This window comes from Streptococcus sp. IsoGale022, from assembly GCF_031142805.1.
GTDB lineage: Bacteria > Bacillota > Bacilli > Lactobacillales > Streptococcaceae > Streptococcus > Streptococcus sanguinis_A.
Genome location: NZ_JAKZJI010000003.1, coordinates 116,339 through 136,977 on the forward strand (window position 1 = coordinate 116,339; position 20,639 = coordinate 136,977).

Annotated in this window: 20 protein-coding genes; 10 read left to right on the forward strand and 10 right to left on the reverse strand. The window is 42.4% G+C overall.

The features are described from left to right. Positions 1 to 148: 148 nt before the first annotated feature. Together ppc and ftsW are read right to left on the reverse strand one after the other, a co-directional pair. Entirely contained in the window at positions 149 to 2,995 is a 2,847-nt protein-coding gene (gene ppc, locus RG608_RS02965; protein ID WP_268687383.1) for a phosphoenolpyruvate carboxylase, read from the reverse strand. 45 nt (positions 2,996 to 3,040) lie between these two features. Continuing rightward, positions 3,041 to 4,273 carry a cell division peptidoglycan polymerase FtsW gene (ftsW, locus tag RG608_RS02970; protein ID WP_002903126.1) on the reverse strand — a complete coding sequence of 411 codons (1,233 nt, stop codon included), beginning with the start codon at positions 4,271 to 4,273 and terminating at the stop codon, positions 3,041 to 3,043. Between the two features lie 154 nt (positions 4,274 to 4,427). On the opposite strand from ftsW, the gene RG608_RS02975 reads away from it, so the two are divergent. From RG608_RS02975 to lysS, 6 genes are all read left to right on the forward strand, one after another. After that, positions 4,428 to 4,904, forward strand: a complete 477-nt coding sequence (locus RG608_RS02975; protein WP_268687384.1) for a glutathione peroxidase — start codon at positions 4,428 to 4,430, stop codon at positions 4,902 to 4,904. A gap of 209 nt (positions 4,905 to 5,113) precedes the next feature. Next, positions 5,114 to 5,971 (forward strand): glycoside hydrolase family 25 protein, encoded by an 858-nt coding sequence (locus RG608_RS02980; protein WP_004192795.1) that lies wholly within the window; start codon positions 5,114 to 5,116, stop codon positions 5,969 to 5,971. A 142-nt stretch (positions 5,972 to 6,113) separates the two neighbouring features. Next, on the forward strand, positions 6,114 to 6,962 hold the full coding sequence (locus tag RG608_RS02985) for a DUF368 domain-containing protein (RefSeq protein WP_268687385.1): 849 nt from the start codon (positions 6,114 to 6,116) through the stop codon (positions 6,960 to 6,962). Beyond that, positions 6,955 to 7,440, forward strand: a complete 486-nt coding sequence (locus RG608_RS02990) for an aminoacyl-tRNA deacylase (RefSeq protein WP_002930996.1) — start codon at positions 6,955 to 6,957, stop codon at positions 7,438 to 7,440. The genes RG608_RS02985 and RG608_RS02990 overlap by 8 nt, the downstream gene beginning before the upstream one ends. Before the next feature lie 62 nt (positions 7,441 to 7,502). After that, positions 7,503 to 8,138 (forward strand): histidine phosphatase family protein, encoded by a 636-nt coding sequence (locus tag RG608_RS02995; RefSeq protein WP_268687386.1) that lies wholly within the window; start codon positions 7,503 to 7,505, stop codon positions 8,136 to 8,138. A gap of 100 nt (positions 8,139 to 8,238) precedes the next feature. Further along, positions 8,239 to 9,729: a lysine--tRNA ligase gene (lysS, locus tag RG608_RS03000; RefSeq protein ID WP_268687387.1), complete on the forward strand. Its 1,491-nt coding sequence runs from the start codon at positions 8,239 to 8,241 to the stop codon at positions 9,727 to 9,729. Positions 9,730 to 9,828: 99 nt separating this feature from the next. Here lysS and RG608_RS03005 read toward each other — a convergent pair whose 3' ends face one another. The 3 genes from RG608_RS03005 to RG608_RS03015 are packed head-to-tail and all read right to left on the reverse strand — an operon-like array spanning position 9,829 to position 12,942. Further along, a complete protein-coding gene (locus RG608_RS03005; protein WP_268687388.1) occupies positions 9,829 to 11,097 on the reverse strand; it encodes an ABC transporter permease in 1,269 nt (422 codons plus the stop codon). Beyond that, the gene (locus tag RG608_RS03010) at positions 11,097 to 11,795 is read right to left on the reverse strand and encodes an ABC transporter ATP-binding protein (protein ID WP_002897232.1); all 699 of its coding nucleotides are present in this window, start codon (positions 11,793 to 11,795) and stop codon (positions 11,097 to 11,099) included. The genes RG608_RS03005 and RG608_RS03010 overlap by 1 nt, the downstream gene beginning before the upstream one ends. Then, positions 11,779 to 12,942 carry an efflux RND transporter periplasmic adaptor subunit gene (locus RG608_RS03015; RefSeq protein WP_308946533.1) on the reverse strand — a complete coding sequence of 388 codons (1,164 nt, stop codon included), beginning with the start codon at positions 12,940 to 12,942 and terminating at the stop codon, positions 11,779 to 11,781. Before RG608_RS03015 ends, RG608_RS03010 begins: the two co-directional genes overlap by 17 nt. Positions 12,943 to 13,151: 209 nt before the next feature. Between RG608_RS03015 and gorA the strand changes: the two genes are divergently transcribed. Continuing rightward, a complete protein-coding gene (gorA, locus tag RG608_RS03020; protein ID WP_268687389.1) occupies positions 13,152 to 14,501 on the forward strand; it encodes a glutathione-disulfide reductase in 1,350 nt (449 codons plus the stop codon). Positions 14,502 to 14,858: 357 nt separating this feature from the next. Here the strand turns inward: gorA and RG608_RS03025 are convergent, their stop codons facing one another. Then, a complete protein-coding gene (locus RG608_RS03025) occupies positions 14,859 to 15,590 on the reverse strand; it encodes a cyclase family protein (protein ID WP_268687390.1) in 732 nt (243 codons plus the stop codon). A gap of 471 nt (positions 15,591 to 16,061) precedes the next feature. Between RG608_RS03025 and RG608_RS03030 the strand changes: the two genes are divergently transcribed. Continuing rightward, positions 16,062 to 16,607 carry a biotin transporter BioY gene (locus tag RG608_RS03030; RefSeq protein WP_268687391.1) on the forward strand — a complete coding sequence of 182 codons (546 nt, stop codon included), beginning with the start codon at positions 16,062 to 16,064 and terminating at the stop codon, positions 16,605 to 16,607. 24 nt (positions 16,608 to 16,631) lie between these two features. Here the strand turns inward: RG608_RS03030 and RG608_RS03035 are convergent, their stop codons facing one another. Continuing rightward, positions 16,632 to 16,844 (reverse strand): YdbC family protein, encoded by a 213-nt coding sequence (locus RG608_RS03035; RefSeq protein WP_002897227.1) that lies wholly within the window; start codon positions 16,842 to 16,844, stop codon positions 16,632 to 16,634. A gap of 90 nt (positions 16,845 to 16,934) precedes the next feature. Between RG608_RS03035 and RG608_RS03040 the strand changes: the two genes are divergently transcribed. Beyond that, a complete protein-coding gene (locus tag RG608_RS03040) occupies positions 16,935 to 17,291 on the forward strand; it encodes a hypothetical protein (protein ID WP_002899965.1) in 357 nt (118 codons plus the stop codon). 26 nt (positions 17,292 to 17,317) lie between these two features. On the opposite strand, the gene RG608_RS03045 is transcribed toward RG608_RS03040, so the two are convergent. The 3 genes from RG608_RS03045 to RG608_RS03055 form a co-directional block, all read right to left on the reverse strand. Beyond that, entirely contained in the window at positions 17,318 to 17,641 is a 324-nt protein-coding gene (locus RG608_RS03045) for a CHY zinc finger protein (protein ID WP_268687392.1), read from the reverse strand. A gap of 72 nt (positions 17,642 to 17,713) precedes the next feature. Beyond that, complete coding sequence (locus tag RG608_RS03050) at positions 17,714 to 19,000, reverse strand: U32 family peptidase (RefSeq protein WP_032911902.1); 1,287 nt, start codon at positions 18,998 to 19,000, stop codon at positions 17,714 to 17,716. Between the two features lie 226 nt (positions 19,001 to 19,226). Further along, a complete protein-coding gene (locus RG608_RS03055) occupies positions 19,227 to 20,156 on the reverse strand; it encodes a peptidase U32 family protein (protein ID WP_268687393.1) in 930 nt (309 codons plus the stop codon). A 130-nt stretch (positions 20,157 to 20,286) separates the two neighbouring features. On the opposite strand from RG608_RS03055, the gene RG608_RS03060 reads away from it, so the two are divergent. Next, complete coding sequence (locus RG608_RS03060; RefSeq protein ID WP_308946534.1) at positions 20,287 to 20,589, forward strand: DUF3270 family protein; 303 nt, start codon at positions 20,287 to 20,289, stop codon at positions 20,587 to 20,589. Positions 20,590 to 20,639: the final 50 nt, after the last annotated feature.

The following is a 20,639-nucleotide window of genomic DNA, read 5'->3' on the forward strand; positions in this document are numbered from 1 at the left end:
CATATTCATCTAGTTTGATAAGCTCACCCCCCTCCTTCACTAGTATAACGAATGGAAAAGTCTTTTGGTTACAAAAACAGAAAAATCGGACAAAATCCGATTTTTCGTTATTTATAATGGTAAAGTAGCCATTTTGTATTCTCATGTATCAGCCAGAATTCCGAAGTCCTGTAGCAATTCCGTTGATGGTGATGTGAATCAGCTTTTCTTGATCTGGTGTAAGCTGACCGTTGCGCTGACGCTTGATTAGTTCTAGCTGGATATAGTTCAAAACATTAAAGTAAGGCATACGATAGTGCAAGCTATCCCTCAGATAGGTATTTTCTGCAAGGAGCTCATCGTGCCCTTCAATCTCTAGAATGACATCCTTAGTCAGCTGCCACTCATCCAAGATAATATTGAAAATATCTCGCACATTCTGATCTTCACAAAGCTTCGCGTACTCAAAAGCGATATTCATATTTGACTTAGACAGAACCATGTCTACATTTGATAAGAGCGACTTGAAGAACGGCCATCTCTTATACATAAATTGCAGGAAGGCTAGATTGTTTTCTGGGTCTTCATCAATGAATTCCTTGAAACTTGATCCGACACCATACCAGCCTGGGAACATAACTCGACTTTGAGACCATGAAAAGACCCATGGAATAGCTCTGAGACCGCCGATTTCAGTGATGGTTTTACGGGCAGCAGGACGTGAACCAATATTAAAGCTAGAGATAGCCTTGATCGGGCTGGATTCGAAGAAGTAATCGTAAAAACGCTCGTCGCCAAAGACCAAATCTCTGTAAATCTGATAACTGCGATTAACTACTTGATCCATGATCCGCTCATATTTATCAGAAGTATGGCTATCGCTCTTCTTATGAGTGACCATGCGGTTAATGGCAGCAGAAACCAACATTTCCAAGTTATAGTAGGCTGCATCCTTGTTACCATATTTATTACCAATGACTTCCCCTTGCTCAGTCAGACGGATCCGGTCATTAATACTGCGGAGTGGCTGAGAAGTAATGGCTTCATAGGTTGGGCCGCCACCGCGTCCCACTGTCCCTCCCCGGCCATGGAAGAAGGTAATTTTTACGCCAAATTGATCACCGATAGCTGTCAACTGCTGCTGAGCCTTGTAGAGAGTCCAGCAAGAAGACAGGTAGCCACCGTCCTTATTACTGTCTGAATAGCCCAGCATGATTTCCTGATAATTATCCTTAGAAGCAATCCACTTCTGCGCAATCGGCAGAGACAGGTATTTCTCCATAGTATCACAGGAATTGTCCAAATCCTCAATGGTCTCAAAAAGCGGAACAATCTGGACACGAGCCCCATTTTCATCAATCAGCCCCACTTCCTTGAGCATAATAGCCAACTCAAGTAGATCTGATACACTGGTCGAATGAGAAATAATATTCTGCTTAATCACTTCCTCACCAATGGCATCTTTTAGCTGACGGGCTGTTTTGAAAATCTCCAGTTCTTTTTGCAGGAGTTCGGATTTAGTCTCATGGGTAGCTGATAGGATACGAGGATCTTCAAGCAGCTGTTTGAGGAGGACCTGACATTTTTCTTCTTCTGATAGACTACTATAATCCTGAACAATATTAGCTGATGCCAAAAGCTCAGCCACACAGGCTTCATGAACACTGGAATCCTGCCGCATATCAATGCTGGCTAAGAAGAAGCCAAAAACATCAACCGCTTGGAGAAGTTCAGTCAAGTCCCCACTTACTAAAGCTTCCCCATGATGCTCAATAAGAGAATCATAAATGACCTGCAAGTCTTCTTTAAATTCCTGAGCTGTGTTATAAGAAGGTGTCTCCTCCTTCTTGAGCTCAGTCAGGGTCTCGCTGATACGAGACTGAATATAGTTAGGAATGATTTCTCTTCCTTTATTGCTGACAGAAAGGTTGGCCTTCGCAGACAATTTTTCCTCAGCTCGGTCAGTTAATCGCTGATCGTCACTTGAAAAGTTGCCTTCTTTTAGGTAAAGCAAGGTTTGAATCAGTTTAGACTGGATATAGTGGAAAGCACGGCGGTAAGGCTCATTTTCACGATAAACAGACTTGTCAGTAGACAGAGCTGCCATTTCTGCTACTGCCTGACTGGTTTCTGATAGGTTGGTCGATAGTGAGAAGGTGCGATAGAGTGTATAAACCTTGTCAATGTAATAGTTGAGGATGACTTCACTCTGGAGAGTGGCTGATAGTTTCAAGGTTTCTGCTGTTACAAAAGGATTGCCATCCCGGTCACCTCCAATCCACATTCCCATGGTAATAGGCTTAGGATTATCCAGCTTAATGCCCCGCTCTTCTGCCAAGCGTCTGTATTCGACCATAAAGTTGGTGATCGCTTGCAGAAACGAACTGTTGTAGTACTCCATGACGTTGGTAATCTCATTGGTCACTTTCAGCTTCTTCTCACGGATCATATCCGTCTGCATCATGAGCTCAATATAGCGACGGAGATTTCCTAGCCACTTCTTCTCATTGACCAGACCCGCTTTAACATCACGATGCTGGCGCAGCAAACTATGGATATGATTGGTTAAGTCCAGAATAGTCTTGCGCTGAACTTGCGTCGGGTGAGCAGTCAGTACTGGAACAACATTCAGATTTTCCAGAATCTCCTGAGCATTTTCCCGCGTTGAAATCAGGTCAATAGTTGTTGACAGCTTTCCAAGATAATCCTGATTGATATTGTTTTGATGGTTGATTTCATAAGCTAGGTCCACGTCTTCTGAGATATTAATCAAAAGCGGCAAAATAGAGAAATAACGAGAAATATAAACCATTTCATCTGTCGTTAGTTCTTCTACAATCGCTTTTAACTCATGATATTTGGAGTTAACAGCCAGCTCTTCCATGAGGGAGATTTTTTCAAAGGTCTCAGGGCTGAGAAGATTCCGAGTAATATCGGCAAGCAAGTCTGTCAAAATTGCGACTTCTTCTCGAATCACTTCTTTATTGCTGTAGCTTTCTAATTTGTTAAATGACATAATCTGCACCTTTCATTTTGCAATAACTGTTCACACTAACTGCGATTAAGCTTCCTCAGACTGGTCTTGCGCCTCCGCTTCCATCTGCTCATAGAGGGCATCACGGCGCTCATTGGCATCAATATTGAGTACCAAGGCGATGGCTACTGACAAGACCAGAAGACTGTTCCCTCCTTGCGATAGGAAAGGGAAGGTTACTCCTGTAGACGGAATAAGACCTGAAATTCCACCGATATTGATGAAGGTCTGCATGAGTATCATACCGCCGATTCCCAAAGCCATCATGGAGTTAAATGGATTCTTAGCCCGAATCCCGACCAAGATAATTCTCAAAATTAGGAAAAAGAGCAAGGCCAGAATCAGACTGGCACCAAAGAAACCAAACTCCTCTATCACGATAGAAAATACAAAGTCCGTATGAGCTTCCGGCAGATAACCGCGCTTCTCAATAGAGTTACCCAAGCCTAGACCAAACCAGCCGCCATTACTCATAGCATAGTAGGAATTAGCCAATTGGTGGCCAGAGCCAGATAAATCCTTGAAGGGATTGAAGAAAGCGCTGAAACGCTTGGCCACATACCCAAAGACTGGAATCTTAGCCACGCGCTCAACTCCAATTATCCAAATGCTAGTTAAAACCAATCCCGAAACACTGACAATGGCTCCCAGCATCGTAGAAAACCATCGATAGCCAATCCCGCTGACAGCTATCATTATTACGACGGTCAAAAATAGAATAGTCGCATTTCCAAGGTCTGGCATAATCGCTACAATCCCAATCAGAATAGCCACCATGGTCCGCCAGTCGTTAAAAGCTTTAGGAAACCAATGGTTGTGAGTCAGAGCTTGATAATCATAAACCTTTATCTCCTCCTGCCTCTTTGTAAAGCGAAAGGCTAGATACCAGACCAGAATAATCTTCAAATACTCAGCAGGCTGAATACTGAAAGCTCCAAGCTTGAGCCAACCATGGGCGCCGTTAATAGTCCCAGTTATAAAACGAGATAAAAGCAAGAGGATAATCTCAGCAAAGATAACTATAGTCAGGATGCCTCCTTTTTTCAGGAAACCCAAGCGGATTCTATATAGGAGCGCAATTATAAAGAGACTTATTACCCAAAAAATCCCCTGATTCAAGACCATGCCAAAACCATTTCCTCCGGCCTGAATCGAGGTAGGACTCGTCGTTGAATAGACCACAATCAATCCCAAAACAGATAGAATCAAATAGGGAATCAAGATGGAATAATTCAACAAGTGCTTCTTGTCAATTTTCATATTTCACCATTAAACTTCTAAAAATTCAATTCTCATTATACCACCTTTTGGATTGAAAAAAAAGAATTAGTGCAGAGACTGGAACAATATAGCCTTACTTTCTATCTTTTGCATGAAAAAGTGTTAAGATAGAGGTCAGATAGAGGAGGATAACATGACAAACATTTATGATATAGAAATCCAAAAACAAGACGGAATTCTGCAAAAAATGAGTGATTATAAAGGAAAGATTCTGCTGATTGTCAATACAGCGACTGGCTGCGGCTTCACTCCTCAGTACCAAGAACTGCAGGAACTCTATGAGCGCTACCAGGAAGAAGGGTTTGAGATCCTGGATTTCCCCTGCAATCAGTTTGGCCAGCAGACCCCTGGAGACGCTGCAGAAATCAACAACTTTTGCAGCCTTAACTACGGAACGAGCTTTCCTCGATTTGCTAAGATTGATGTCAACGGTCCTCATACTGCTCCTCTCTTTGACTGGCTCAAAAAAGAAAAGGGCGGTCTTCTGGGTGAGAAGATTAAATGGAATTTCACAAAGTTTCTGGTCAGCCGAGATGGAACAGTCATCAAACGTTTCTCTCCGCAAACTTCTCCCAAAAAGATTGAAGAGCTCATTCAAAAGCTATTATAAAAGGTAAGAAAAAGCAAAATGATTTATCCAACGGCAACTCACCGTCCACAGCTTAGCTAAGCTCTTTTAAAAAAACAAGACATTTTGAGCTTTCAAAACGTCTTGTTTTTGCATTATAATATTTCAATTATATTACATTTTATTCATTTTCTAGCAATTCTGGGGATATTTTTTGCTTTTTTATTTGTTTTAAGTTAAAATAAACCAGTATGAGGAAGAGGATTAAACCGCTTGCAATCCTAATTTTCTTTGCTTCTTTTATCACTTTAATTTTGATAAGCAAGCAAATTACTGACTCTCAGGAAAAGCAAGCACAGGCAAAAATTTCGCAAACTAAACAAACTCCAAGTTCCTCAAAAAAAGAGGAAACATCTGACGATTCGTCCTTGGATGAAGAGTTTATTTCCAGACCAATCATTGACATTTCTGGCTGGCAGCTGCCAAGTGAGATTAATTACGACTTACTCGCACAGAATGTTTCAGGAGTAATTGTCCGTGTTCATAGTGGAGCGCAGGCAAAAAAAGAAAACGCAGCAACTCATCTGAATGGTCTGGACAAATCTTATGAAAGACACATCAAAGAATTTCAAAAGCGCAACATCCCTGTTGCTGTCTATGCCTATGTGGCCGCCAATAGCAAAAAGGAAATGGAAAAAGAAGCCGAAAGTTTCTACAAGGCTTCTGCCAAGTACCATCCAACCTATTATTGGCTAGACGTCGAAGAAAAGACTATGTCTGACATGAATGCGGGAGTTGAAGCTTTCCGAGCCAAGCTAGAGTCGCTTGGTGTTAAAAATATTGGTATCTATATTGGAACTTATTTTATGGAGGAGCATAGCATCTCTACCGATAAGTTCACAGCAATTTGGATTCCGACTTATGGTAATGACGACGGCTACTACAATGCCGCACCAAATACAGAGCAAGATTACGACTTGCATCAGTACACATCACAAGGTCAGCTGACTGGTTTCTCTCATTATCTTGATTTGAACCAGTTGTCAACCTTGAAAGACCAGACAGCTACTTATCAAAAGCTGTTTACGGTTCCTAAAGAAAGTCAATAGTTCAGAACGACAGCTCAAATCTCAAAGACTGCTGTCGTTTTTTATTGTAACAAAATAGGAAATTTCCAGCCGTTTCCTCTTAATAAAGCCTATATTTTATGATATAATGATTTGATAAATGAAATTAGAAAAGGAAAATACAATGATTTCTTGGTTGAATAGAATTTTCAAAGGAATGGTCATTGCACTTGGCTTTATTTTACCGGGAGTTTCAGGCGGTGTTTTAGCAGCTATCTTAGGTATTTACGAACGCCTGATTCATTTTTTAGCACATTTAAAAGAAAACTTCGTCGAAAATGTTCTCTATTTCATACCAGTTGGAATCGGAATGGTTTTAGGAATCGCCGCCTTCTCCTATCCTGTCAATCTGCTGCTGGACAACTACAAAGTGATTGTCCTTTGGGGATTTGCCGGAGCTATTATTGGGACTGTTCCTAGCCTTATTAAAGAGTCTGTCGCTAAAAGTGAGCGTGATAGAGTTGATATTCTCGTTTTCTGGGTCAGCCTCATCCTTTCAGGAATCTTTCTTTATTCCTTAAATGGCATGGTCGGCACCTTGCCAGCTAACTTCCTCTCTTTTATCTTAGCAGGAGCCTTGATTGCACTGGGCATTTTAATTCCCGGACTCAGTCCGTCCAACCTTCTCCTGATTTTAGGCCTCTACGCTCCTATGCTGAACGGCTTCCGCAAACTAGATCTCTTGGGTACCTTTCTTCCCATCGGAATAGGAGGCGCCTTAGCTCTGATTCTCTTCTCTAAGCTGATGGATCATATTTTGAAAAACTACTACTCTCGTGTCTATCACTTTATCATTGGCATCGTCCTATCCAGTACACTTCTTATTGTAGTGCCTCAAGCAGGAAATGGTGAAAGCATCAGCTATGCTGGTGTGTCTGTACTGACCCTGGTCCTTGCAGCCTTTTTCTTCGGTCTGGGAACTTGGCTGGGACTCTGGATGTCACAATTAGAAGAGAGATATACTAATGGCTAAAAAAACAAAAATCAAAAAAACACTGGTCGAGCAAATTTTAAGCAAGGCTAAGATTGAACATAGAGGCCTGCAGCTAAATGCCTTAGCAGAACAGCCAGCTGAAGGCTTGGACCGTTCGCAGATTTATAAAACCTTGGCCTTGACAGGAGACAAGACCGGCACACTAATCGGTATCCTGCCAATCACAGAACATCTATCTGAAAAGAAAATGGCCAAGATTTCCGGTAATAAAAAAGTCAGTATGATTCCCCAGAAAGACTTGGAAAAGACAACGGGCTATATCCACGGAGCCAATAATCCAGTCGGTATTCGGCAAAAGCATAACTTTCCAATCTATATCGACCAGTCAGCTCTAGAGCGAGATAGCATCATCGTGTCTGCTGGTGAAGTCGGTCGCAGTATCGAAATCAAGGCTCAAGATTTAGCAGATTTTGTTCAAGCTGACTTTGCAGACCTCAAGGAGAATCCTAGCTCATAATTCTTCAATACTGAACCTAATATTCTCAATAAACTCTAATAAGAAAGAAACAATCAATCACTATGAAATTATACTTTGTCCGACACGGAAGAACGGAATGGAATCGGGAAGGCCGCTTTCAGGGAGCCAGCGGTGATTCGCCACTGCTGCCATCCGCCGTTAAAGAACTGCATACCCTAGGAAAACATCTGGCTCAAACACAATTTGGCAAGATTTACAGCAGCGATCTCCCTCGTGCCGTTCGCTCTGCTAAGATTATTCAAGAAGAAAGCCAGTTCCCGACTGAAATCGTATCAGTACCTGAACTGCGAGAATGGCAGTTGGGAAAACTGGAAGGCACAAAAATTTCTACCATTGAAGCCATCTATCCGCACCAGATGACAGCCTTCCGCCACAACCTTTCGCAATTCAATCATACGTTTTTTGACGCTGAGTCAGTCTACCATACGACCCACCGGACCATTTCCTTTATCAAGTCCTTAAAGGACAAGGACTATGAACAAGTCCTCATTGTCGGGCACGATGCTAATTTAACCGCCAGTATTCGAACCATGCTGGGCTATGACACTCCTCTCTTACGCAAGAATGGAGGTCTGACCAATGCCAGCATCACCATACTTGAAACAGAAGACTTTGAGAATTTTGAACTGATTACTTGGAATAATACGGATTACTTAGTTGAAAAGGCAGAAAATTAAAGCTGGATTTCTAGCTTTTTTTCTTACTTTATAGCCAAATATAGATGAATTTCCCTATCTTTTGTGATAAAATAGGTAGGAAAACTTTTGGAGGAAAAACATGACTACTGAACATATCGAGGAATTAAACGACCAGCAGATTATCCGCCGTGAAAAAATGGCTGCGCTGGCTGAGCAGGGAATTGACCCTTTTGGTAAACGCTTTGAACGAACTGCTAACTCTGCTCAACTGAAAGAAAAATACAACGATAAAGATAAAGAAGAATTAAACGAACTCAACGAAACAGCTATTATCGCTGGCCGTCTCATGACCAAGCGCGGTAAAGGAAAGGTTGGCTTTGCCCACATCCAAGACCGTGAAGGCCAAATACAGATTTATGTGCGTAAAGATGCGGTTGGTGAAGAAAATTATGAAATCTTCAAAAAGGCTGACTTAGGAGATTTCCTCGGTATTGAAGGTGAGATTATGCGGACAGATATGGGGGAGCTTTCTATCAAGGCGACTCATCTCACTCATTTGTCTAAGGCTCTGCGCCCCCTACCTGAAAAATTCCACGGCCTGACAGATGTCGAAACCATCTACCGTAAACGTTATTTGGATTTGATTTCCAACCGCGAAAGCTTTGAACGCTTTGTCACTCGCTCAAAAATCATCTCAGAAATCCGCCGTTACTTAGATGGGCAAGGTTTCCTTGAAGTTGAAACTCCTGTTCTCCACAACGAAGCTGGCGGTGCTGCTGCCCGTCCATTTATCACCCACCACAATGCCCAAAACATTGATATGGTACTACGGATTGCAACCGAACTTCACCTTAAACGTCTCATCGTCGGCGGTATGGAGCGAGTTTATGAGATTGGCCGTATCTTCCGTAACGAAGGAATGGATGCGACTCACAATCCAGAGTTCACTTCCATCGAGGTTTACCAAGCCTATGCAGATTTCCAAGATATCATGGACTTGACTGAAGGCATTATCCAACATGCAGCCGTCTCTGTAAATGGAGATGGACCAGTCAACTACCAAGGAACTGAAATCAAGATTAACGAACCATTTAAACGCGTTCACATGGTAGATGCCATCAAGGAAATTACTGATGTGGACTTCTGGCAAGATATGAGCTTTGAAGAAGCTGCTGCTTTGGCTAAAGAAAAGAAAGTTCCGCTTGAAAAGCACTTCACCGAAGTTGGTCATGTTATCAATGCTTTCTTTGAAGAATTTGTGGAAGAAACCTTGATTCAGCCAACCTTTATCTACGGTCATCCTGTAGCAGTATCACCTCTAGCTAAGAAAAATCCAGAAGACCCACGTTTCACGGACCGTTTCGAGCTCTTCATCATGACCAAAGAATATGCCAATGCCTTCACCGAGTTGAACGATCCAATCGATCAGCTATCTCGTTTTGAAGCACAGGCAAAAGCCAAAGAACTGGGTGATGACGAAGCAACTGGCATTGACTATGACTTTGTCGAAGCTCTGGAATACGGTATGCCACCAACTGGAGGTCTGGGAATCGGTATTGACCGTCTGGTTATGTTGCTGACCGATGTGACCACTATTCGCGATGTCCTGCTCTTCCCAACGATGAAATAATCTGTATTTCATACGATATTCAGAAAACAAATCCTGCTGGAATTCCAGCAGGATTTGTTACATCAACAAAAAGTCTGGTTCCCCAGACTTTTGTTTATGTTATTCATACCTCAGTGCTTCAATTGGATCCAGTTTGGAGGCCTTGTTGGCTGGCAAGATTCCGAAGAGAACACCAATAGTTGCAGAGAAGAGAAGGCTGACGATGCTGACTGGTAGAGATACCGTTACTGGAGTTCCTTCCAGCATTTGACTCATGGCTGAGCCTAGTACAGACGCAAGTCCTGCAGCTAGAAGCAGGCCAATCAAACCACCAATCAGTGTCAAAATCATAGACTCAATCAAAAATTGCATCAAAATATTGCCGCGTGTCGCTCCCAGAGCTTTCCGAAGTCCGATTTCTCGGGTCCGCTCAGTGACAGATACCAGCATGATATTCATAACGCCGATACCTCCAACAAAGAGTGAAATTCCGGCGATGGCACCGATAACTCCTGTCATGGCACCATAAATATTTTGCACTTCCTGATAGAGGGCACTATCATCTGTCACTTGATATTCTCCCTGTTGGAGACCAGCAATTTCTGTTAATTTCTTGGCAACCTTAGGACCAAGTTCTGGAACCAAGCTAGTATCATTCACTCGAAGAACAATCTCTGAAATTTCATCGACTCCAAAGTTTGCAGCTATGAGAGTATTGGTCGTAATGGCATTACCACCATAGACCTGCATGGAGCCAGATGCAGCAGCAGTTTCAGGATCTCTATAAACCCCAATCACCCGATAGTTACTGGCCCCCACTGTCACAATTTTATTGATTGCCTCTTCAGCGGAAGAAAAGAGGTTCGCAGCCAGATCTTCGTCCAGCAGCACAACACTGGCAAAGCCTTGATAGTCTTGCTGCCTCAGACCCCTTCCGGCGATAATCTTATATTTTTTCACCTGAATATAGGTCATGTTTGCTCCGACAAAGTTGACGCGCTCAGCCTTCTTATTTTCGTAGCTAAAGGTTTCCATAGCAGAGTTGGTCACATAATAACCGTCCACTCCCTTGATATGGGTCAATTCCTTAACCCAGGCTTCCTGAGCCTTGGGTGGCTCCACCACTTCTTCGCTTTCATCTTCCACATTTACAGAATAGAGATCAGCTGTTTGTGTATAGGAGCCGTCCTTGCTCTTTTTAGGAGAAAAAACAAGACGCATGTTTTTCTGACTTTTGGTAAAACTCTCATTGACCCGTCGGGTAATGGAATCTCCTAAGGCCATGATAACCACAACCGAAGCCACTCCGATAATAATCCCAATCATGGTCAGGAAAGACCGCATCTTGTGTCCAAGAATGGAGCTAATGGCAAATTTCCAGTTTTGCATTAGGCTAGTCCTCCTTCCTTAGCGCTATCAGATGAGATGACACCGTCACGAATGACAATCTGCCGTTTGGCATAGGCAGCAATCTCAGGCTCGTGGGTTACCATGATAATGGTTTTCCCTTCTCGATTGAGCTCAGTTAAGAGCTCCATAATCTGCTCACCAGTCTTGGTATCCAAGGCTCCTGTTGGTTCGTCAGCCAGAATCAGCGAAGGATTATTGACCAAAGCACGCGCAATGGCTACCCGCTGCTTCTGTCCTCCGGAAAGCTCTGAAGGCAGATGGTGCATCCGCGTGTCCAACTCCACCTTGGTCAGAAACTGCTCGGCCAAGGACTTACGTTTAGATAGACCGACACCTGCATAAATCAATGGCAGTTCCACATTTTGCAAGGCATTAAGCTTAGACAAGAGAAAGAACTGCTGGAAGACAAAGCCGATTTGCTTATTCCGAACCTTGGCCAGCTTCTTATCACCTAGCTTAGCTACTTCTTCGCTTCCTAGATGGTATTCACCAGTGGTCGGACGATCCAGCATCCCAATGATATTCATCAGAGTAGACTTACCAGATCCAGACGGTCCCATGATGGCAACAAACTCGCCCTCTTCAACCTCCAGACTGATGTCTTTTAATACCTGCAGTTCCTGGTCTCCATTGCGATAGCTCTTATTAATATTTTTTAACTCAATTAGCTTCTTCATAAGATTTCACCTCTTGACCATCTTTCAAGCTATCTGTCGGATTGATGATAACTTTACTATCCTTTGTCAAACCAGATGAGATTTCTTGATTTTCAGCATCAGCATTTCCGAGCGTCACTTCTGTCTTCTTGGCAACTCCTTTTTCCAGAACCCAAACATAGTTCTTGTCTCCGTCCATTACCACACTGCTGACTGGCACAATGAGTCCCTGAGTATTGTTTTTAACTTCAATATTGACAGAGAAGCCTTGTTTGAGCTCACCAATCTCGCTGGTAATGTCAATTGTAAATGGATATTTAGAGCCTGAAGCTGTTCCGCTGCCACCTGTTCCAGATGGTTGATCTGCTGCCTGCTGGCCGTCTTTCGGATAGTTGGAAATGTAGCTGATTTTACCAGTCCATTTCTTGTCTGGGTAAACTTTTGATGTAATGGTCACTTCTTGACCTACAGACAAGTTAGCCAGATTGTATTCAGATAATTCACCCTTAATCTGCAGATTTCCATTGCTGACAATGTGAACCAAGGTTTGAGTGGCACCAGTTGTTGATTTTGAAACATCACGGTTAACTTCTACGACCGTACCATCTGCTGTGCTGGTCACTGTCAAGGCATTGAGAGTAGCTTGTGCTTTATTCATATTATCAACTGCATCAGCCCGAGCATCGCGCAGGTCAGCTGCCTGAGACTCTACAGAACGCTGAGCCTGAGCTTCAGACGCACCATCTGCTTCTTCGTCACCAGTTGTATTTACAGTCACACCATTGGTCTGCAAGTCATGCAATTGACGATCGGCTTTGCTAACCGCACGAGCAGCTGCATCGTAAGCTGCCTGAGCCTCTGCACTTTTATAAGTTACCAACGCTTGACCGGCAGTCACTTGGTCACCGACATTGACCAGTACATTTTCCAAGTCACCCTTGGTGCTATCATAGTAGATGTACTGCTCGTTGCTGGCTGTAACATTTCCTGTCAGTAAGACTGAAGAAGCCACTGAGCCTTCCTTGGCTTTCTGGACCAGCGGAGTCGTATCGACTGGTGTCTCAGAAGGATTCCCTCCGTTTAGAAACATGAAGAGAATTGCTCCTGCAACAACTGCAATCGTAGCTCCAATAATGCTAAATAATTGCCATTTCTTTAACTTTTTCATCTTTTTTCCTCCTCCTGATGAAAACGATTTTCTTTTGTTATATTACATCACAAGGCTATCATAATTCTTCTAAAAAAATTTACAGTTTTTCACAAATGGTTGCTATTTTATCTCAGATAGTCACTCCGCTCAAATCCGTAGCAGATTTTTGCATTCACCTGCTAAAAAAGGTACAATTACCTCATATAATAGAAGGAGATTCTAACAAGATGAAAGAATTTGATATAATTGCTATTGGCGGTGGCAGCGGGGGAATTGCTACCATGAATCGGGCCGGCGAATACGGTGCCAAGGTTGCCGTTATTGAAGAAAAGAAACTAGGTGGCACCTGTGTCAATGTCGGCTGTGTTCCAAAGAAGATTATGTGGTACGGAGCTCAAATAGCTGAAGCTATCCATCATTATGGACCGGACTACGGATTTACCTCTGATAATCATGCTTTTGATTTTGCTACTCTTCGGAAAAATCGAGAAGCTTATATTGACAGAGCACGTTCGTCCTACGATGGTAGCTTTAAGCGCAATGGTGTTGAGCTGATCGAAGGCCGTGCCCGTTTTGTGGATGCAAATACTGTCCAAGTCAACGGTGAGCTTATTCGCGCCAAGCATATCGTTATTGCAACAGGTGCTCATGCTGCTATTCCAAATATCCCTGGCGCAGGTTACGGAGAAACTTCCGATGATGTCTTCGCTTGGGAAGAGTTACCTGAATCTGTTGCCATTGTCGGAGCAGGCTATATAGCAGTTGAGCTAGCCGGAGTGCTCCATGCTCTAGGAGTTAAAACAGACCTTTTTGTTCGTAAGGATCGACCGCTGCGCAACTTTGACAGCTATCTGATTGACGGTCTGCTCCAAGAAATGGAAAACTCTGGGCTCCAGCTTCATACCCATAAGATTCCGCAAAAGCTTGAAAAACTTACTGATGGTCAGCTCAAGCTCTATTTTGAAGATGGCAGCAGCCACACAGCCCAGCATGTTATTTGGGCCATCGGCCGTAAGCCAAATGTTCAAGACCTCAATCTGGAAGCAGCTGGCGTAACTCTCAATGAACGTGGCTTCATCGCTGTCGATGAGTACCAAAACACTGTGGTTCCAGGTATCTATGCTCTAGGCGATGTAACAGGTGAAAAAGAATTAACTCCTGTTGCTATCAAGGCTGGACGAACTCTGTCTGAGCGTCTTTTCAATGGTAAAACAAATGCTAAAATGGACTACTCAACTATTCCAACTGTTGTCTTCTCCCATCCCGCTATTGGGACAGTCGGCCTGACTGAGGTTGAGGCTATCAAGACTTACGGAGCTGAAAATATTCACGTTTACACATCTAGCTTCACATCCATGTATTCAGCTGTTACCCAGCACCGCCAACAGGCCAAGTTCAAGCTCATCACTGCCGGTGAGGATGAAAAGGTCGTTGGCCTGCACGGCATTGGCTACGGAGTAGACGAGATGATTCAAGGCTTTGCTGTTGCTATCAAGATGGGCGCTACCAAGGCTGACTTTGATGCTACAGTTGCTATTCACCCGACTGGCTCCGAAGAGTTCGTGACCATGCGATAAAAAATTCAAAATCAGAAGAGGTTTGGTATTCCAGCCTCTTTTTGATTTCTGCTACCATTTTATAATAAAGATCATGACCGTTCCATAACCTAATCTTTCATTTTACAGACGAATCTTACATTTTTGTAAGATTGTAAATTTTAGCTATTTCAGGTTCATTTGACTTTCCTTCCAAATATCAGTCTAATGAAAGAAATTCAGATTTTTTTCAGAGCATAGACTTCTACATCTCTATTTAAAAAGGTAAATTGTCAAATATCCATCAAAAAATTCCAAAGATTATGAAAAACGAGCGTTGTTTTTTTGCTTATTATAGACGATAAGAAGCCTGAAATGAAACCTCAGACTCCTTTTTCATTATGGTAAAATAGCTACAACTCTCACTGGTGAACCGCTGGCTTGATGCCAGTTGGGAAAGCTAATCAAGATGAGAGCACCCTTAGCCGGCAATTGATCCAGATTGGTCATAACTTCTAACTGGTAAATATCCTGCTCTAAAAGATAGTATTCATTGAGCAGCCCATGCTCCGCTGTGGGGATACCCGCATCTGTATCAAAAGTTTCGTGGCCTACCGCCTTGACACCACGCTCATGGATAAGAAATTCTAGAGCATCCTGTCCCCACCCAGGAGTATGCTGAACCTCCTGATCATCCAGATTGCGCATGGCAGATTGACTTGGCCAACGCTTGGACCAGTCTGAGCGAAAGGCAACAAAGGTTCCTGGCTCAATCTGCCCGTGCTCCGCTTCAAAATCTAAAATATCCTGCTTGCCCAGAATAAAGTCTGGATTCTCTGCTACTTCCTTAGACTTATCAATAACTACCAAAGGCAGAAAAAGATCTTTTAGCTCAATCTCTTCCAACCAGCGACCACCCTCCACAAAGTGAATCGGAGCATCAATATGAGTCCCATATTGGCCAACTACAGAAAACTGCTGAACATGAAAACCATCTTTCAAAGTGAAAATATCCTTTTTCTCCAAGGCAGGCAGAGCTGGAAAATGCGGACTGTCTTCCTTAATCTGATGGGACAAGTTGACCCATTTTTTCTCCTGTAGTTCCTGATAAATTTTTAATAAATCTGTCATATGCTTCTCCAATCTAGTCTGTCTTGCTTTGGAAAGATGTTGATTACGCACCCACACCTCTAGCAAAAACTCTTATTTACTTTTGCATTATTATATCAATCAAAGTGTGCTGCTGCAATTCTTTATAGCTCTTTTAGATAATCCTTTTTTATTGATAAGAATATAGTTTTAAGCTATAGCTAATCTTTCTAATGAAACCTATTCAAACATTGAAAATTTTGATATGATAGTACAAAGCAATCCAAAAACGAGGAAAACTGATGAGTAAAACGAAAAAGCTTCTTGTAGCCTTGGGTATCCTTTTCTTTAATATTTTTGGTCTTATCGCCTTCATCGTCTTGCTTATCAGAAGCAAGAAACGGAAATAAGAATTTATCTGTCTAATTGTCTCGTCCGATTAAGAAGGACTTGACTTTTTTTTATTTAGCTTTTAAAATAGTTACCATAAGAACAAAGAGAGGTTTACTATTTATGAACAAGAACAAAGCATTTCTTCTTGCCCTCCCAGCTATCGGAGCTGCCTTCCTAGCTGTCCTATCCCAATTAACTATTTCCATTGGTCCCGTTCCCATCACGCTGCAGACTTTTGCTGTCGGTTTGATTGCGACGATTTTCAAGCCCCGTGAAGCGGTTTTGTCTGTTTTCATTTATCTGCTCTTGGGAGCCATTGGCCTGCCGGTCTTTGCTGGAGGAAGCGGTGGTTTTCAGGCTCTCTTTGGTCCAAGCGCCGGATATCTCTGGTTCTACTTACTCTTTGCGCTTGTGACATCCAGTCTGACCCATAAGGACAGTCCTTTCTATATGATTTTTATAGCCAATGTATTGGGTGACGCTCTCGTTTTTGTCGGTGGTATCCTAGGACTGCATTTCTTGGGAGGACTTGATTTCTCTAAGTCAGTCGCGGTTGGCCTAACTCCTTTTATCCTGCCAGACTTGCTAAAAATGGTTGCCATCACCATTATCAGCATCCCTATTTTTAAGAGTCTAAAATTCCATTCCTACTTTTCAGAGAAATAGAAAAAACTGATAGAGCTTTCTCTATCAGTTTTTAAATGCATCCACGAGAACTTGGAATTCTTCATTAGAAAGTGTAATTCCCTTGCCCATTTTGCTATGGTCTGGGCTCCAAGTCCGAATATCATACTTAGCTGGTGCTCCGTTAAAGCTAACTCGGTTGAGTTCTTTGGTCCAGCCCTTGTCATTTTCAGACAGGACCAGAAGTTTTTCTTCGATTTCGAATGTAAATTCAGCCATATTTCACCTCTTGTTTTATTTTCCAACTAATAATTCGTAAAAGAATTTACAATTTAGGGAATTTTGTTATATAATATATTGTAACAAGTTATGGAGATTTTAGCTATGAAAAAATATCTCGAAATGATTTTACAAAGAGCCAACGAATTTATCAGTGGCAAAAAGAATGAACAGGGACCAGAGGACAGCGGTCGCATTCTGCGTACTATTGAACTAGCTCTGCGAAAACAATCTGGTGTCCACGTTATCTTTCTGGATAAAAGCTTCACCGGCGATATTGTCAAATATGATCGCGAGCGCCTGCAGCTGATTATCAAGAATTTCAAGAAAAGTATGACCACTATTATCCGCGTGCAGGACATCAAGCGAATCAGTCTTGTACCCAATAATATCCGTGAAGCCCAAAAGAAGGACATTCGCATCACCAACCGTCGTTTCAAAAGATAACTCTTCCATCCAGCTGGATGGAAGAGTTATTTGTTTATCTGAAAATAAATTGATCGATGCTTCTTGCATCCTGGATTAAAAGGATGAGCGCAGAAAGGGCAGGCATCCTCACAGCCAAGATACTGAAAAATAGTCAGCTCCGTCCTGCAATGGCCGCAAAGAACTACTTGATCTTCTGACCGACTTATGGGATAGCCCAGAAAAGCATGGTCTTCGCAGCGGTCATGACAGAGAAAGCACGGATAGTATTTCTGACAAGCAAAGCACTTAAGAGCTATGATATCTCTCTCACTGTGATAATGCTGGCAGCGAGTCTCCTCATCAAGAATATCTCCGTAAACCTGAATCATGCTATTTCCTCTCTGAAAACCTCTATTCATAAAAATTGCTTTTAGATTAAAAAGCCACCTATGAATAAAAGATTAAGCTCGGACGGTCACGCTAGTGCCATCTTCCTTATAAAGATTAATCAAGCCTTCCTTTCGAGCCCGCACCATATCGCCAGCCTCTACGGGCTGCTCCAAGTGAATGGTCAGGAGTTCCATCGGATTAGGAGCCCGATCAATTTTGTTCCCATCAGCATCTCGAAGGTCTGTGATAAAGGTTTCAAAATGACGGAAGCCTGGTCCATAAAACTCAACCTGATCGCCTTCATGAATAACATTACGCTGACGAATAGTCGCTGTCTGACTGTCTGCGTCATAGGCTACTACTTCTGCTACAAATTTGTATTCAGGAATCTTGCGTCGCGCTCCGAAAAGCTGCTCATTTTCAGTTGGAGTATGATAGTAGAATCCTGTGGCCAATTCTCGTTGAGCAACCTTCCACATCTCATCGACTAAATCCTGCTTGATAGCTTCAAACTTTTCAGGACTTTCTAGATAAGCATTTACAGCTGCTTTATAGCAGTTAGTCACAGTGGAAACATAATGAATAGACTTCATCCGTCCTTCAATCTTCAAGCTATCCACTCCGTTTTCAATCATGTCTGGTATGCGGTCAATCATGGACATATCAACTGCGGACATAGAAAATTCTTCTGGAACTTCCCCCTTCAAGCTCTTACGTTCTTGTCCAAAAGGCATATCATAGAGGTCGTATTTCCAACGGCAGGATTGGGAGCAGCCACCACGATTGGCATCGCGCATACTCATGTGGTTGGACAGTGTACAGCGGCCTGAGTAGGAGATACACATGGCTCCATGAACAAAGGCTTCAATTTCAACGTCAGTCCGTCGGCGAATTTCAGCCAGCTCAGCCATAGAAACTTCGCGAGCTAGGACAACACGAGTCAGTCCTAGATTTTTCCAGAATTCCAGCGTTTCATAGTTAGTCGCACTGGCCTGAGTCGATAGGTGGATTTCCAGACCAGGAGCCTCTGATGCTGCGATAGCAATCAAAGCCGGATCTGAAACAATGACAGCCGCAATGCCGATATCCCGCAAACGGCGGAACCACTCACCAGCTCCCTCTTCGTTACCCTCGTGCATGACCATATTAGCCGCGACATAGACCTTAGCACCATAACGAGCCGCAAACTGAACCCCTTCTTCCATCTGTTCAAAGGTAAAGTTCCCAGCTCGACTGCGCAGACCATAGGCCTGTCCGCCAATAAAAACAGCATCTGCTCCATATCGAACAGCTACTTTTAGCTTTTCCAAAGTACCAGCAGGTGATAACACCTCTGGTCGTTTCAACTTTCTTGCCATCATTTTCTCCTATTTGCAATATAAAAGTGTTGATGTCTAATCCTTATTATTTTATAGTAATTTACCCCTAAAAGCAAGGTTCTTTGAATTATTTTCACAATTCTAATTTTCAGTTTTTTCGAATTAATTCAAAAAAAGTTTGAGACATCTATTTTTTACTCCTGCTTTATAAATATTATTTTTATTCTCAAAAAAGAACTCCTAAAAAGAGTTCTCGTTTCTAAATTTATTTTACCATATCGGGATCATAGTCATAAAATCCTGTATCGAGAAAACGATTTTTCGGATGCAGTTTATGAATTGTATCATCCAGCACAAAGGCTTGGTCTGAGCTAAACTTGCCTGCTTCAATCAAATCCCTCGCCTCTACAAAAATCTTAGCAATCTCGACAAAGTTGTGACCAGGTGTGTAGAGACCTTCCAACTTCCAGTTGCAGAATCCATGGTCAACCAACTCTATCAGCTTGGTCATCAAATCCAAGTCATTATTGGCAAAAATATGAGTACCATGATTGTCCTCAAAAATCGAGTAATGGCTCTGCGGATCGCTTGGTTCCGCCAGAAAGAGGTCTCGCTCCCGTGTCTTTTCATCATCGATATGAGTGAAATTATAGTAATTCTGCAAAAGAGGACGCTTGGAGTGATGGATAACACTGGCCCCATAGACCAAGACTTCAGCAGGAATTTCCAGAATCTCTGGCATCTTAAAAAGCTCAGCAGAAGGAATCTCACGCGCTAGGACAGCTTCTGAAACTCCTGCGTTCTTAGCCCAAAAGTTAATCTGACGGCTGCTGGTAACCATGGTCGAGGCATCGTAAATGGTCTTTAATTTATAACCATCTCGCTGCAGCACATAGAAAACACCAGCATCCCCAACGGTAATATAATCTGCTCCAATCTCCTGCAAAAAATCAAGGTAGGGCTTGATATCATCCATCATTTCCTGATGCATGAGCGCGTTCACCGCAACGGTCAACTCTTTTCCTGCTTGGTGAACCAAGTCAGAAATTCGATTTAATTCGTCTAAACTAAAATTATGAGGCAAACGAAGGCCGTAATTTTTCTCACCGACATAAATTCGGTCTACATTCGCCTTCAAAAGTTCCTCAACTTGTTCTATACTTTCAGCTGTTGCTGTAATAATTATCTTTTTCATAAAACCATTATAGCAAAAAAATATAAAGGAGTGGTTTTTCATTCGAATTTATTCGTTTTGTAACTCTTTTGTAATATTTAAAACTGCAAAAAAATGGTAGAATTAGAGGGTACTGTAAGGAGAGAGAATTATGCACGTAAGAAAATACCAACAATATGATGACCCAACTGACTACTACTACCAAGAAATTGAATCTGAACAAACACTACTCTATCAAGAGTACTTACCTGAAGCAGAAACATCACCAAGATTAAGCGAACTCTTTTTCTTCTTGAATATTGCTGTTTTCTGTGTCTTGACAGTTCTGTTTAGCTTTGTATTTTTGAGCTTGAAAATGAATACATTTATGTCCTTCGCTTTGGCCATTGCTTCCAGCTTGATTAGCATTCAATCTTATCGCCTGTTCGCAAAGAAACGCCAAACTAGCAAATAAACCAACCTTGTGATTCTACGATTTTAAAATATAAGAAAAACCGACGACGC

Coding starts and splice junctions, on each gene's coding strand:
- RG608_RS03035 (WP_002897227.1), bottom strand. CDS start 16,844: ATGGCTGAATTTACATTCGAAATCGAAGAAAAACTTCTGGTCCTGTCT.
- RG608_RS03050 (WP_032911902.1), bottom strand. CDS start 19,000: ATGGCAAGAAAGTTGAAACGACCAGAGGTGTTATCACCTGCTGGTACT.
- RG608_RS03045 (WP_268687392.1), bottom strand. CDS start 17,641: ATGATTCAGGTTTACGGAGATATTCTTGATGAGGAGACTCGCTGCCAG.
- RG608_RS02995 (WP_268687386.1), top strand. CDS start 7,503: ATGAAATTATACTTTGTCCGACACGGAAGAACGGAATGGAATCGGGAA.
- ppc (WP_268687383.1), bottom strand. CDS start 2,995: ATGTCATTTAACAAATTAGAAAGCTACAGCAATAAAGAAGTGATTCGA.
- RG608_RS02985 (WP_268687385.1), top strand. CDS start 6,114: ATGATTTCTTGGTTGAATAGAATTTTCAAAGGAATGGTCATTGCACTT.
- RG608_RS03005 (WP_268687388.1), bottom strand. CDS start 11,097: ATGCAAAACTGGAAATTTGCCATTAGCTCCATTCTTGGACACAAGATG.
- RG608_RS03030 (WP_268687391.1), top strand. CDS start 16,062: ATGAACAAGAACAAAGCATTTCTTCTTGCCCTCCCAGCTATCGGAGCT.
- RG608_RS02980 (WP_004192795.1), top strand. CDS start 5,114: ATGAGGAAGAGGATTAAACCGCTTGCAATCCTAATTTTCTTTGCTTCT.
- gorA (WP_268687389.1), top strand. CDS start 13,152: ATGAAAGAATTTGATATAATTGCTATTGGCGGTGGCAGCGGGGGAATT.
- RG608_RS03055 (WP_268687393.1), bottom strand. CDS start 20,156: ATGAAAAAGATAATTATTACAGCAACAGCTGAAAGTATAGAACAAGTT.
- RG608_RS03060 (WP_308946534.1), top strand. CDS start 20,287: ATGCACGTAAGAAAATACCAACAATATGATGACCCAACTGACTACTAC.
- RG608_RS02990 (WP_002930996.1), top strand. CDS start 6,955: ATGGCTAAAAAAACAAAAATCAAAAAAACACTGGTCGAGCAAATTTTA.
- RG608_RS03025 (WP_268687390.1), bottom strand. CDS start 15,590: ATGACAGATTTATTAAAAATTTATCAGGAACTACAGGAGAAAAAATGG.
- lysS (WP_268687387.1), top strand. CDS start 8,239: ATGACTACTGAACATATCGAGGAATTAAACGACCAGCAGATTATCCGC.
- RG608_RS03040 (WP_002899965.1), top strand. CDS start 16,935: ATGGAGATTTTAGCTATGAAAAAATATCTCGAAATGATTTTACAAAGA.
- RG608_RS03010 (WP_002897232.1), bottom strand. CDS start 11,795: ATGAAGAAGCTAATTGAGTTAAAAAATATTAATAAGAGCTATCGCAAT.
- RG608_RS02975 (WP_268687384.1), top strand. CDS start 4,428: ATGACAAACATTTATGATATAGAAATCCAAAAACAAGACGGAATTCTG.
- ftsW (WP_002903126.1), bottom strand. CDS start 4,273: ATGAAAATTGACAAGAAGCACTTGTTGAATTATTCCATCTTGATTCCC.
- RG608_RS03015 (WP_308946533.1), bottom strand. CDS start 12,942: ATGAAAAAGTTAAAGAAATGGCAATTATTTAGCATTATTGGAGCTACG.